Genomic DNA, 14,003 nt, shown 5'->3' with positions numbered 1-14,003 from the left:
GTGCTATTGTAACAATGGTCGATAGAGCTAGCAGATTTACTATTTTAGCCAAGTCTATAGATAGAACAGCTAATTCAATCAATAGAATATTGTACAAAGTATCTAATGGTCATAAAATATTAACAGCTACATTTGATAATGGTAAAGAGTTTGCTAAACATAAGAAGCTAACTAGCAAGACTGGCATCAAAGTATTCTTTGCTGATCCATACAGTCCTTGGCAAAGAGGTATTAATGAAAACATGAATAGGTATATCAGACAATTTATATCTAAAGGTACTAACTTTAACAATATATCTCATCAATACATTAGAAAGTTACAGATAGACTTGAATAATAGACCTAAGAAATGTTTAAATTACTTGACACCTAATGAAGTACATTTTGGTATCTCTATAAACATTGAGAATACAATCTAGCTTATCTATTTTAGAAAATAGGTATAAATTTCTATTCCACAACTATTAATAAAGATACTGTTACCACTCTATTATCTATAATTACAAATATTATGATTGCAGCAATGGTTTTTGCTGTAGGTGCTATAGTTACAGCTTATACATCAGCTAGTGAATCCGGAACACCTAGAGTACTATCTATACTTCTAAGAGACAGTACCTCTCATAAAGCCACATCAACCTTTATCGGTGCTTTTATATATGGGGTTGTTGCTACTATTGGTCTTAAATCTGGAATTTTTAATCAAACAGGAATCTTTTTAATATTTATTATTACTATACTCGTTTTTATATGGATTATTCTTACGTTTATTGTATGGATTGACAATATTGCAAAACTTGGACAAATAAAAACTATCTTGCAAAAAACAGAGAAACAAGCTTTTTCTACAGTTAAACAATATACAAAAAATCCGTACATGTACTGTAATAAACTTGATAAAGAAAGAATACCAGAAGAGGCACTACCAATTTACTCTGATAAGTATGGATTTCTTAATGAAATTCATCTAGAACTTCTAAACAGCTATTGTGAAAAACTAAATGCAAAACTATACATTGTAAAATACAAAGGAGAACACTTAGCTAGCTCTGAGATTATAGCTTATATCAAATCTCCCAAATATTTATCTAAAGAGATGCTTAGCAAAATTACTGATAATTTTATTATCTCTAATGAAAAAAACTTTATTGAAGATCCAATATTTGGAGTAGAAACTCTCAGTGAAATCGCAGCTAAAGCTTTAAGTCCCGGAACAAATGATCCTGGAACTGCTATTAGTGTTATTGATTCGCTTAATCGTTGTTTGAAGTATCTAATTGATCATACAGAATCTACTACCAAAGTTATTTATAAAAATATTTATGTGGAAGGTATTGAGATAGATCGTTTTATAAAAAGTGGATTTGAATATATAAGAATTTATGGAAGCAATAATCTTCAGGTAGCAAAACGCATCCAAAAAAGTCTTCTTCATATTTCTAGACAACTTGAGAATGATAATAGCATTAATTTTATAAAAGGATATCTATCAAACTGTCTAGCTCAAGCTAATAATGAATTAAAATATGACTTTGAAAAAAAAGATCTGAAAATATTTACTAATAAATTAGAAAACCAAAAATAATTTTTTCAAAAACTTAATAAACATTCAATCAAATAATTCTAAACTAAGCTTATCAGTGATAATATTTAGAATATTAGATACATTAATTAAATCGATTGATATGCATTTACTAGGTATAGAAGCTGGTGGAACCAAGTTTTTTACAACTATTGGTGATTTTGATGGAAATGTAATAGAGCGTCACCGTACTGATACTACCACTCTAGAAGAAACAATGTCTGAGGTTCTTGGTATAATAAGAAATTATCAGAACAATTATGAGATCAAAGCTCTAGGTTTGGCATGTTTTGGACCTATCGATATTAATACTAAATCTAAAACTTACGGATACATTACAAACACTCCTAAGATAGCATGGCAGAACTTTGATATAGTTCGAGCTATAAAGTCAGTATATAAAGGACCGATTGGTTTTAATACTGATGTAAATGCCGCGGCAATTTGCGAACAACTTTGGGGTTGTGCTCAAGATCTAGAAAATCTTTTATATTTAACTGTTGGTACTGGTGTTGGTGGCGGTGTTATATGTAATAATAGATTAGTTCAAGGAGCTATGCATCCTGAAATTGGTCATCTTTTTATCCCAAAGAATCCTGAAGATAAATTTGAGGGCTGCTGCCCTTTTCATGGCGCATGCATAGAGGGTTTAGCTTCTGGTACAGCTATAAATAAAAGATGGCAAGTTGCTCATGCTGGAGCGCTTAACGATGATCATATCGCATGGGTATTTGAAGCGGAGTATCTAGCAAAAGCATTAGTAAACTATATATGCGCATTTTCTCCAGAAAAAATTATTCTTGGAGGTGGTGTAATGCATAAAACAATCTTGTTTGATATGATTCGTAAAAATGTAACACAATACTTAAATAGCTACTTTGATTATCCTGCATTAAAAGACATGGATAACTTTATAGTACCTGCTTCTTTTGGTGACAATACAGGTGTCAAAGGCTCTCTTGCTCTTGCACTAGAAACTTTCAATACACAAACTAAGTAATCTAGTCAAAATTATCCTTATATTATTTGTTCTTTACTGTTAAAATCTCCTTAAATTTAATTGATAAATAAACCATTAGCTAATCTTGATAAAAAAAATACTTTCTAACCATATACTATCTAAATCTTTACAAACAATGGTAGTTCAAGCTTTAGGACAAGCATGTGCATTTATTACAGCTATTCTTTTAGCTCGCCACTTAAATATGAAAGATTATGGTTTTTATATCTTTGGTGTTACTGTCGCTACTATCATAGCAGTAGTTGCGACTATGGGAGCTGGAGGTATATTAGCTAGGACTTGGGGTAAATCTGACTTAGAAAGTAATTTTGAGCGTCATAAAGAAACATTTAGAGTTCATAACTGGTACTTCAAACGAGGCTTCGCCATAGTAATTATAGTAATTGCTTTTATAATTTTTTATAACCGTTCTGAACATAGTGATAATTCAATAGAAAATTTTGCACTGTTGTTTGCCGTACCATTTTTTATGGCAAATATATTTCAATCATTCTTTGTTGCAAGAAGAGTAGTCGTTTTTGCTAACCTAATACAACTTGGTTTAAGACTTATTATGCTATTTTTAACTGTAGCTTTTATAGTCTTATATATTAATGACACTGCAATGCTTATTGATACAATGATGATTTTTATGACCATATATGTCACATCTATATGGCTTATCCAAACATCAAAATATAGCTTCGAAAGTGCTAAACCTATTGGTAGCAACTTATCTTTTGCCTTGATGCAATGGGGATTATTACTTTTATCACAAGTTGATATTATCATTTTAAAAGGACTATCAGGTCCTAGTGATGTAGCACTATTCGGTGTTGCGCTACAACTTAGTGCTCTAGTGAGCTTTGTCTTGAATGCGGTAAACTCTAATGTTTTGTCACAGATAGCTGATGACTACAAAAATAACTCTAGAGAGATATTTCAACAGAAGATAACATCATACACAAGAATAATATTCGTTCTATCTATTATCGCTATTTTAGGACTTATTATTTGTGGTTATCCAATAACTTTGATGTATGGAGAACAGTACACGACATCATACTTTATTTTCTGTATTCTAATGATTGGGCAAATTATTAATGTACTTTCTGGCTGTGTGGCAACAATTCTTAATATGGCAGGATTTGAGAAAAATACTTGTATTGCATTCTATATTGCTTTAGTTCTAAATATCGTATTAGGAAGTATTTTTACACTGTATTGGGGTGTATACGGACTAGCAGTTGCTTCAAGCATTTCAATGATATACTGGAATATTCATTTACTATATAAAGTAGTTACGAAAATAAAAATTAATCCTACTATATTTATCTTCAGATAATCTTATGAATCTATTGGGCTACTATTAGTCTTAGCTGCACTATTAAGTGACTTAGAAACGTTATTAACGGCATTATTTACTTTTTCTTTGACTTCTTTTACTGGCTCACTTTTTATATTTGCAACAAGTAACAAGCCGCCTACAAGAGCCAAAAAAACTATTAAAGGTATATTTATTTTTCCAAGAATTTTTTTTAAAATTTTCATACTATATCTACTTAACTATCTAAAAAACCATTGTTGCTCCGCTACTTGCCTCATCAGTGCCATCATCAAATCCTTTTTTAAAATTTTGAACTTTTGTTTGGGCACTATTAGCGATATCATTCAAAGCATCTGAAGCATCATTTGCCTTTGCTTTTATAACTTCTTTGCTCTTATTTGCTTGATCTACTATCTGATTAGCTGTTTCAGAAAATTTATTCTTAACATCATTATATGTTTGATTCATAGATTGTGAAGCATTATTAGTCTTCTCAATAATATTCTGTTTTGCTTGAGTAACAGATTGTCCAAATTCTTTACCAGCTTGATAAGAGTCTCCTTGCGAATAATCAAAATCATCAGCATATACTGATTAAAGAAGATAATCCTAAAGCTGTCGCTACAATTGCTATTTTAATTTTTTTCATAAAATTAGCTAACTAGTCAAACCATTAGCCGCATCATCAATATTGCTAATTTCTTCTTTCATAGTTTGAGTTTTACTAGAGTTATCAATAGTTGCTTGATTATTTTCAGATTCAACATCTGCTAAAGTCTTAACTGATTGTGGTTGCTGCTGAGTTGTACTACTATCACTAGTTATATTTTGAGCTGGAGTATCCATAGAAGTAGCCTTAGGAATAGCTTCACAGAACATTGGTAATATCATCAAACTTAATACCGACAAACTTAAATATCTTTTTTTCATCGTACTAACCTCACTATAAAGCGAATAAACTACTATAGAAATTACCACAAAACTCCTTTTTTTAGTATATTTCAGCACTAGTTAGACATGATAAACAAGTTTATAATTCTATTGTGTTATAATTTAAAACAAAATAAAAACTAATGAATTTCTAATGCTTTCAGACGCATCTAAAGAAGATAAAAAACTAGCAAGGAATTGGCTCAAAGATATCGCATCTCCTGCTAAAAAATGGATTAAATTAACTGTATTAATAGTTTTCATAAGTGGCCTACTACTAATAGGTCAACTATATTTACTTGCTCATATCTCTTATGAAGCATATCTACAAAATTCAACCTTAGGCCAACTAAGCACTTATTTCGTTTTGATTATTGTGATTGTATTAATTAGAGCTGGTCTAAGTTGGATCCGAGAAATAGTAAGCTACAAAGCCGCAACATTAGTAAAAAAACAAATTCGTGAAGATATCCTAGCTCATGTTAATAGTCTAGGCCCTATTGAGCTTAATAAAACCTCTAATGCCAATATAATAACTAGCGCAATGGAGCAAGTTGAAGGGTTAACAGGTTTCTTGACTAAGTTTTTACCTCAAATAACTTTATCTGGACTAATGCCACTGGCTATTCTAGTGTTTATATTTCCGCAAAGTATAGTATGTGGGATTCTACTACTAATATGTGCCCCTCTTATACCACTATTTATGATCTTGGTAGGTTTAGGTGCAGAATCTGAGAGTCAAAAACATTTTAAAACACTTGCAAGAATGAGTATGACTTTCTTAGATACTCTAAAAGGACTTACGACTCTAAAACTTTTTAATAAAAGCAAATCTCATAGCGAGACTATTTACGAAGCATCTGATAATTATAGAATCCGCACAATGAAAGTTCTTAAAATTGCCTTTTTATCTTCGGCTGTACTAGAGCTTTTTGCTGCTGCTTCGATCGCTCTTGTTGCGATATATCTTGGTATGGGCTTTATCAATACTGGTGCAGGTAATGATATTTGGTGGTCATTAAACAATATCACTTTGCAAGGTGGCTTATTTATACTGCTACTTGCTCCAGAATTTTTTATGCCATTACGTGAGCTTAGTACACATTATCATGCAAAAGCTGAAGCAGTTGGCGCAGCTCTAGAAATTTCTAAAATTTTTGAGATGCAACCATCTCATCAAGAAAGAAATGAAATATTTAACGATAAAGTAAACTCTATAAACATCAAAGATCTGATAGTAAAGTATGATGATAAAATAGCTCTTGATAATGTTTCTTTAGATATTAATCACAAAGAAAAAATAGCTATAGTTGGAGCTAGTGGCGCAGGTAAAACAACACTAATAAATACACTACTTGGTTTTATAAAATATCAAGGTAATATCTTAGTTAATAACACTATTGAGCTAAAAAATCTTGAAGAAAAATCTTGGCTTAGAAATATCTCATGGCTAGGACAAAACTCATCATTATTTAAAGGTTCTATCAAGAATAATCTGTTATTAGCTAATAGTAATGCTATAGGTGAGCAAATAAATCAAGCTCTACAAAATACTGATCTAAATGAATTTATAAGCTCTCTCGCAAATGGTTTAGATACAGAAGTTGGCGAACAGAATATAGGAGTATCTGGAGGTCAAGCACAAAGATTAGCTTTAGCTCGTGCATATCTAAAACCTCATGATATCCTAATTCTTGATGAGCCTACAGCAAGTCTAGATAAAGATAGTGAAGAAAAAATCATTAACTCATTAAAATCAAATTGGAATGATAAAACTGTGATTATGCTAACTCACAAACTAAGCTTCCTAGAGTGTGTTGACAGAATTGTAGTTTTAGCAGATGGAAAAATAGTTGAAACAGGAACATTTGAAAAGCTAGTTGGCGATCAAAATAGTGAGTTCTATAACTTCTATAGAAATGAGGTAACAGCATGAGAAATTTAATACCATTTATAAAGCTGTTTAAAAATCAAACTCAATGGATGCTCTTGGGTACCCTACTTGCATGGTCAGCGATACTTATGGGTATAGGTCTGATGTCACTATCTGGTTGGTTTATCTCATATACTGGTTATTTGGCTACTACTACCTATGCTATTGCAACTTCATTTAACTATTTTCACCCTTCTGCTGGTGTACGCTCTTTCTCACTTGGTAGAATACTAAGTAGATATGGTGAAAGAATACTAACACACGAAGCAACTTTTAGGATAATCACAGATATTCGTGTATGGTTCTATCAAAAGCTTGAACCACTTGCACCTTCTCACTTATACAAGTATAAAAGTGGCGACTTACTTACACGTCTAGTCAATGATATTGGTGCATTAGATAATCTATATATTCGTATAATTTCCCCAACCGTTGTATTTGTCTTAGCAAGTATAACTACAGCCATATTATTTAGTTTCTTTAGCTTAAGCCTTGCACTACTTACATTTATAGCACTGTTGCTAATAGGGTTTGTAATACCGTTAGTTAGTAGTCTATTAGCCATGAAAAAAACTCAAGATCTTAATCACACTAGTGCAGAGCTAAAGACAAATATCACCGAACATATTAACTCTCTAGCAGAGCTTAAAATCTTTGACTTAGAAGGTAAGCATCTTGAAAAGATTAAAAAGCAAAATTCTGAACTACTAAACCAAGAAGAAAAAATCAGTTTTATAAGTGGTTTTGGCAGTGCTTTAATGACTTTAGCATTAGGCTTAACTGTAGTTATGGTAACAGTTTTTGCAGTTAAACTAACTCAGAGTGGCTATATAAGTGGCGCATTTATTGCTTTGATATTTTTGGCGATAATGGCGATGTTTGAGTCAATTATGCCATTACCACTAGCGTACCAGTACCTAGGTAAAACAATTTCTGCATCAAAAAGGATATTAAATATTACAGATGCCAAAGCAGAAGTTGAGTATCCAACAAACTCTGATATTAGCTTGGATAACTATAGTATTAGCTTCAATAATGTTGATTTTGGCTATAATGCAGAGCAATCAGTGCTTAAAGATTTTTGTTTAGAAATCAAGCAAAATGAAAAAATCGCACTATTTGCACCAACGGGAAAAGGTAAATCTACAATTATTAATCTGCTTGCTAGATTCTGGGATGTTAATAGTGGCAAAATCACTATTGGCGGTAGAAATATCAAGGAATTTAACGAGGATCAACTTAGAAACTTAATGACTGTGATTAATCAGTCTCCACATATCTTTAACACAACTATTAGAGAGAATCTAAAGATTGCTAAAGATAATGCTACTGAAGAAGAGCTACTAGAAGCCTTAGAAAAAGTTGAATTAAGAAAACATGTTGAATCATTACCAAAAGGACTTGATACTTGGACTGGTGAGCTTGGTAGACAACTCTCTGGTGGTCAGCAAAAGCGCCTAGCTTTAGCGCGTGCATTCTTACAAGATAAGCCAATACTAATACTAGATGAGCCTACTGAAGGGCTCGATAAAGAAACTGAAAGGCTAGTTTTTGAAAACTTAATTACGCTTATGCAAAATAAAACTGTAATTTTCATTACTCATAATGCTAAGCTTTTGGAAAGTTTTGATAGAGTTGTTAGGTTTTAGTTGACTCTTTTAGTTCCTCTTCTGTGAACTCGTTAATTTCTTTTATCATTTAACATTTTTAAAATAAGATGCAATCCCTGTTACAATATTATCTATAATATAAACTTAAACTTTTAGATTTATTTTGATTTTCTAAAGCTATTACTAAAACATTTTTCGCAATTGATGCTATATCATCAATCTTGTACTTAGAAAGTTTTTTTAACAATTCTATATACTCATATGTTGCACCTAAATAATTCCATAATCTATTAATATAATCATTCATCATACTATATACATCAACAGGCTGAAAACCGCTTGATCTTTTATATTTTTTTTAAATAGTATTTCATAATCAACTATGATCATACTGATTTGCTCATCAGTGAGTAATGTCGTACTATCTTGAAATTCTGATAACACTATTATTATTTTTTTAAACAAATATATTTTTCTAGGATTTATATTAGAGTTATCATGCATATTTTGGCTGTCTCTAGCATTTCCTTTAAGCTTTTCATTTTGATAACTTTCAAATAACTTGTTCAAGATCTCTCTAAGGTTCGATAGTCATTAAATATTTGCTGATAGGTATCTGAATCCAGTTTTAGAGCAAGGTTTTATAGAGATGATTGTTCCTGATAAACCTAAAAGTAGATTGCAAAAGTACCGAAAAAATAGGATGGATTTGTTTACCCTCTCAGCTCACTATTTAATTTACCAATATCTAATTTTTTCTGCCACTTAGATATAATAATTGTTCCAATAGTATTACCGATCATATTTGTAATAGCGCGCCCTTCTGACATAAATCTATCTATACCCAAGATAATCACAATACCTGCAACTGGCACAACACCCAAGGCACTAAGAGTACTTGCTAATATGATAAATCCACTGCCTGTAACACCCGCAGCTCCTTTTGAACTAATCACCATAATTAGTAGCATAAAAACCTGCTGGCTCAAAGTAAGCTCAATAGCTAACGCTTGTGCTATAAATATCGCAGCTAGTGATAAATATATAGCTGTGCCATCTAAATTAAGAGAATATCCTGTTGGTATCACAAGACCTACAATCGATTTATCACAGCCTAAATTCTCAAGTTTCTCCATCAAATTTGGTAGAACTGTTTCTGATGATGAAGTACCTAATACAATAAGTATTTGTCTTGATATATCCAAGTAATTTAAATATATTTATGCCACAATATAGCTTTAGAATTAATCCTAAAAATACTAAGATAAATATCAAACATGTAATATAAAAGCATAGCAATAACCCCAACAATCCAATTAGTGTACCTGCTCCATACATACCTATTGTATAACCAATCGCAGCACAAGCAGCTATCGGTGAGTAGTGCATTTATCACATGAATTATCTTAAAAAATACTTTTGATAAGCTCTGGATACCATCTAGTATTGGCTTGCCTGATTCTCAATACATCACTAGCCCAACAGCAAATAATATTGATACAAAAAGTACCTGTAAAATATCGCCATCTGTAAAAGCTCCTACAAATGTATGAGGAATAATATTCATAAAAAAATCTTGCATATTTGCCACATGTTCAACATTTCCCATATAGGCTTTAGCAGCACTAGCATCTAGAGTATTTGGATCGATATTCAATCCCAAACTGGGTTTTAGTAGATTTGCCGTAACCATCCCAATTATGAGAGCAACTATAGTCATTGAGAAAAAATACAATAATGCCACTCCACCTATCTTACCCACTGCTTTTAAATCTTTCATTGCAGCAATACCAGATACCAAAGTGAGGAAAATAATTGGGGCTATCATCAGCTTGATAAGTTTGACAAAAACATCTGCAAAAGGCTTCAAAGCTACAGCAAAATGAGGAGTGATAATTCCAAGTAAAACTCCTATAAATATACCAAGTAAAACCTGTGCATATAAATGACGAAATATTTTCATATTGATTTCAAAATTAAGAAGTCATAATTTGAATATATCTTATAAAGATATCCTAAGTAAATTGTTTTTATTAAAGTTTGCAAGTTATCATTTAAGAAATCATAATACTTCCTAGAGATAAAAATATAGGATTAGATATATGACCAATGAACAAAAAGGCGTTTTACAGGGATTATTAATTGGAATAATTCTATCTATTTTGATAGTTGCTATAGGATCAACATGTGATGTTTTTAATTTGGAAAAAATAGATAGTAAAATTACTATAGCTTTTAATAGTTTAATAATTCCCGGAGTATTTCTTGTAATTGCTGTAGCAAGATTAGCAAAACATCGCTTCTTTAGTGATACTGATATAAATGGTAGTGGGTTAACACAAGGATCACAGCAAGCTAAAATCCTACAATCTCTGATACAAAATACTTTAGAACAATTATGTATAGCTTTTGTAGCTTACTCTGCTTGGTCTGTAACCATGCCAGCTCAAAGTATGTCAACTATCATTTTCGCAGCTATCACTTTTGCTTTAGGAAGAATATTATTCTTTGCCAATTATAGAAAAGGAGCAGGTGCCAGAGCTTTAGGATTTACTTTAACATTCTATCCTTCTGTAGTGATGATAATTACTGTCTTAGGCTCTGAACTGTATAATCTCTTCTACTAAGAGATAGTATATTTAAAAATTATTACTCTGCTAAAGCAACTGCTTCTATTTCAACCTTAACATCTCTTGGTAATCTAGCTACCTCTACACATGAGCGAGCTGGGAAATTACCATTAAAGAAAGAACCATAAACTTCATCAATAAGCTTAAACTCTGTAATATCTTTGATAAAGATAGTTGCCTTGATTACTTTATCTAGACCTGAGCCTGCTGCTTCTAATACTGCTTTTAGATTCTGCATGACTTGAGTAGTTTGCTCTTTTACACACTCTCCAGACATAGTAGCATCTGCTTTTAGTGGTATTTGACCAGAAGTATAAACAAAGTTTCCTACTTTTATAGCTTGCTCATACGAACCAATAGCTTGTGGTGCATTAGTAGTATTTATTTTAATCTTTTCCATTAGACATCCCTCGCGACTTTATAAGTTGGATCAATTTCTTCAAAAACACAGTATGGCCCTGCACTTTTGAGTATTTTACGACAATCTTCACTTAGATGTTTAAGTGTAACTTTCTTACCTAAATCTAAGTATTTTTTAGTAATATCATCTATTGCTTCGGCTCCGGAGATATCCATAACTCTAGAGTTAGCAAAATCTAATATAACATTTTCTGGATCATAATTTACATCAAATAAGCTCTTAAACGAAGATGTTGAACCAAAAAATAACGGCCCAAAGAACTCATATACTTTTGTATTGTCATCTTCTCTATGAGTACGGCTATGTACTTGTGAACTTTTCCAAGCAAAAACTAAAGCTGAGATAATCACACCAGAGATAACGGCAATTGCTAAATCTGAAAATACTGTAATAACTGTAACTGCTACTAAAACAACCTTATCTGAATTTGGCATATAACGGATACGATTAACACTCTCCCACTCAAAAGTATTGATACATACCATAAACATAATACCAGCCAATACCGCAACAGGAATATAAGATATATACCCAGATAGAGCAACTACAAAAGATATCAATAGCAATGCTGCTGTTAATGATGATAAACGCCCACGCCCGCCATTTGTGAAGTTAATTATCGACTGACCTATCATAGTACAACCAGCCATCCCACCAAAGAAACCACAAACAATATTACCAGTACCTTGAGCTATACATTCTTGATTACCATTACCACGCTTATTATCCATTTCATCAAGTACTGATAATGTCAGCAGTGATTCAATCAAACCAACAAGTGCAACAATTACAGCATAAGGTAATACTATAAAAAAATGACTGCATAGTCAGATGAATATTAGGCAATACAAAACTTGGAAATGCTCCAGAGATATCTGCCAAATCACCGACATTTTTTGTTTGTAATTTGAAGAATACTACTACAGCTGTTATAACAATAATTGCAACTAAACCTGAAGGCACTTTATCAGTAAATTTAGGTAAGAAGTAAACAATCAACATAGTTACGCCAACAAGTATATACATTGTAATTCCTTCGTCTCGGAATAATGGTATTTGTGCTAAAGCGATAACTATCGCTAAACCATTAACAAAACCATACATCGCCGGTTGTGGTACTAGTCTAATCAACTTACCTAAGTGAAGTATCCCAATTATAACTTGTATAACACCAGCCATAATCGCACATAATAAAATGTACTGTAAGATATAACTACTCAACTCTCCTGAAGCTGTTAAGCTATGAAGCATCTCAGGAGAAAGTGATGCTTTAACTTGAATACCTAAGCTTACTAATACAACTGCTACTGCTCCAGTTGCTCCTGAGATCATACCAGGTTTACCACCTATAAGAGCTGTTATCAAACCTAATATAAATGCTGTATTAAACCAACTGTAGGAGATACTCCCGCGATAAATGAAAAGCCTATAGCTTCAGGGATAAGAGCAACTGCAACTACAAAACCAGATAATACATATGATTTGATGTTCCTGCCAATAAAATTCTCTTTATAATTTAACAAACTTATTTCCTAATTTTTTAGATTCTAATTTTTAAGCCTTAAAGATACCATAAAAGAAATTTGTATTTAAGTAGAATTAAAGTTCGTCTAAATAATCTAAATAGTATTTTTGTATTTTTTAATACATATTATCGAAACCACAATCATAAAAATCAATAGTGGGTAAATACTATTTAGAATATCAAAAAACCCTCCCCTTTGAGAAGAACTTCTCGGACAATATTTAGATAATGAGTTAATGGTAAAATATTGCCTATGACTTGTGCCCACTCTGGCATACCAGCGAATGGAAACATGAAACCTGACAGCAATATTGATGGCAAGAAAAAGAAAAATGTCATTTGCATTACTTGTAATTGTGTATCAGCAATAGTTGAAAATGTAATACCCACCAAGAGATTTGCAATAATGAAAGGAAAAGTTGCGATAAGTAATAATAAAATACTACCAACTATAGTTATTCCAAATATTACTTTGGCAAATATGCTAGATTGTATTCTCAATGTTTATAGAGATACCAAAATGTACTTCATTAGGTGTCAAGTAATTTAAACATTTCTTAGGTCTATTATTCAAGTCTATCTGTAACTTTCTAATGTATTGATGAGATATATTGTTAAAGTTAGTACCTTTAGGTATAAATTGTCTGATATACCTATTCATGTTTTCATTAGTACCTCTTTGCCAAGGACTGTATGGATCAGCAAAGAATACTTTGATGCCAGTCTTGCTAGTTAGCTTCTTATGTTTAGCAAACTCTTTACCATTATCAAATGTAGCTGTTAATATTTTATGACCATTAGATACTTTGTACAATATTCTATTGATTGAATTAGCTGTTCTATCTATAGACTTGGCTAAAATAGTAAATCTGCTAGCTCTATCGACCATTGTTACAATAGCACTTTTATGGTCTTTACCAACAATAGTGTCACCTTCAAAGTGATAAAGATTTTTTCTATTAGCACTGCTAGGTCTTTCAGAAATACTCGCTCTATCCTTTATCTTAACTTGTTTAGAGTCACCTTCTTTTTTGTATTTATATTG

14 protein-coding genes and 3 pseudogenes are annotated in these 14,003 nt (G+C 31.8%); 8 read left to right on the top strand and 9 right to left on the bottom strand.

The window, feature by feature from the left end; genetic code table 11:
- From F8C69_RS04720 to F8C69_RS04705, 4 genes are all read left to right on the top strand, one after another.
- Positions 1-419: IS30 family transposase (locus F8C69_RS04720; RefSeq protein WP_159184251.1), on the top strand; the 419-nt coding region annotated here is incomplete at its 5' end.
- Between the two features lie 17 nt (positions 420-436).
- Positions 437-1,585: a DUF2254 domain-containing protein gene (locus F8C69_RS04715; protein ID WP_307838508.1), complete on the top strand. Its 1,149-nt coding sequence runs from the start codon at positions 437-439 to the stop codon at positions 1,583-1,585.
- A gap of 100 nt (positions 1,586-1,685) precedes the next feature.
- Complete coding sequence (locus F8C69_RS04710) at positions 1,686-2,582, top strand: ROK family protein (RefSeq protein ID WP_159184391.1); 897 nt, start codon at positions 1,686-1,688, stop codon at positions 2,580-2,582.
- Positions 2,583-2,667: 85 nt separating this feature from the next.
- Positions 2,668-3,927, top strand: a complete 1,260-nt coding sequence (locus tag F8C69_RS04705) for a lipopolysaccharide biosynthesis protein (protein ID WP_159184390.1) — start codon at positions 2,668-2,670, stop codon at positions 3,925-3,927.
- Positions 3,928-3,929: 2 nt separating this feature from the next.
- On the opposite strand, the gene F8C69_RS04700 is transcribed toward F8C69_RS04705, so the two are convergent.
- The 3 genes from F8C69_RS04700 to F8C69_RS04690 form a co-directional block, all read right to left on the bottom strand.
- The gene (locus tag F8C69_RS04700) at positions 3,930-4,133 is read right to left on the bottom strand and encodes a hypothetical protein (RefSeq protein WP_159184389.1); all 204 of its coding nucleotides are present in this window, start codon (positions 4,131-4,133) and stop codon (positions 3,930-3,932) included.
- 19 nt (positions 4,134-4,152) lie between these two features.
- A complete protein-coding gene (locus F8C69_RS10560; RefSeq protein ID WP_234384275.1) occupies positions 4,153-4,377 on the bottom strand; it encodes a hypothetical protein in 225 nt (74 codons plus the stop codon).
- A gap of 189 nt (positions 4,378-4,566) precedes the next feature.
- Entirely contained in the window at positions 4,567-4,839 is a 273-nt protein-coding gene (locus tag F8C69_RS04690; protein ID WP_159184388.1) for a hypothetical protein, read from the bottom strand.
- A 154-nt stretch (positions 4,840-4,993) separates the two neighbouring features.
- On the opposite strand from F8C69_RS04690, the gene cydD reads away from it, so the two are divergent.
- Positions 4,994-6,775, top strand: a complete 1,782-nt coding sequence (cydD, locus tag F8C69_RS04685; RefSeq protein WP_159184387.1) for a heme ABC transporter permease/ATP-binding protein CydD — start codon at positions 4,994-4,996, stop codon at positions 6,773-6,775.
- Positions 6,772-8,421 carry a heme ABC transporter ATP-binding protein/permease CydC gene (cydC, locus tag F8C69_RS04680; RefSeq protein WP_159184386.1) on the top strand — a complete coding sequence of 550 codons (1,650 nt, stop codon included), beginning with the start codon at positions 6,772-6,774 and terminating at the stop codon, positions 8,419-8,421. The genes cydD and cydC overlap by 4 nt, the downstream gene beginning before the upstream one ends.
- A 267-nt stretch (positions 8,422-8,688) precedes the next feature.
- Here cydC and F8C69_RS04675 read toward each other — a convergent pair whose 3' ends face one another.
- Positions 8,689-8,952, bottom strand: a complete 264-nt coding sequence (locus F8C69_RS04675; RefSeq protein ID WP_159184385.1) for a hypothetical protein — start codon at positions 8,950-8,952, stop codon at positions 8,689-8,691.
- A gap of 28 nt (positions 8,953-8,980) precedes the next feature.
- Here F8C69_RS04675 and F8C69_RS11285 point away from each other — a divergent pair, with 28 nt between their 5' ends.
- Complete coding sequence (locus tag F8C69_RS11285) at positions 8,981-9,151, top strand: Fic family protein (RefSeq protein WP_353956085.1); 171 nt, start codon at positions 8,981-8,983, stop codon at positions 9,149-9,151.
- Here F8C69_RS11285 and dctA read toward each other — a convergent pair.
- A pseudogene (gene dctA, locus F8C69_RS04670) lies at positions 9,096-10,345 on the bottom strand (C4-dicarboxylate transporter DctA). The gene F8C69_RS11285 and the pseudogene dctA overlap by 56 nt on opposite strands.
- Positions 10,346-10,484: 139 nt before the next feature.
- Between dctA and F8C69_RS04665 the strand changes: the two are divergent.
- Complete coding sequence (locus tag F8C69_RS04665; protein WP_159184384.1) at positions 10,485-11,009, top strand: MAPEG family protein; 525 nt, start codon at positions 10,485-10,487, stop codon at positions 11,007-11,009.
- A gap of 22 nt (positions 11,010-11,031) precedes the next feature.
- Here F8C69_RS04665 and F8C69_RS04660 read toward each other — a convergent pair whose 3' ends face one another.
- From F8C69_RS04660 to F8C69_RS04645, 4 genes and pseudogenes are all read right to left on the bottom strand, one after another.
- Complete coding sequence (locus tag F8C69_RS04660; RefSeq protein ID WP_159184383.1) at positions 11,032-11,412, bottom strand: RidA family protein; 381 nt, start codon at positions 11,410-11,412, stop codon at positions 11,032-11,034.
- Positions 11,412-12,956 (bottom strand): annotated as a pseudogene (locus tag F8C69_RS04655) (SulP family inorganic anion transporter). The gene F8C69_RS04660 and the pseudogene F8C69_RS04655 overlap by 1 nt, the downstream one beginning before the upstream one ends.
- 96 nt (positions 12,957-13,052) lie before the next feature.
- Positions 13,053-13,441, bottom strand: a pseudogene (locus F8C69_RS04650) (ABC transporter permease); the annotation flags it as partial.
- Position 13,442: 1 nt separating this feature from the next.
- Positions 13,443-14,003 (bottom strand): IS30 family transposase (locus F8C69_RS04645; RefSeq protein ID WP_159183759.1); only part of this gene is annotated, 561 nt, incomplete at its 5' end.

Source organism: Francisella noatunensis subsp. noatunensis, assembly GCF_009823375.1.
Lineage (GTDB): Bacteria > Pseudomonadota > Gammaproteobacteria > Francisellales > Francisellaceae > Francisella > Francisella noatunensis.
This window is presented reverse-complemented; position numbering and strand designations above follow the sequence as displayed.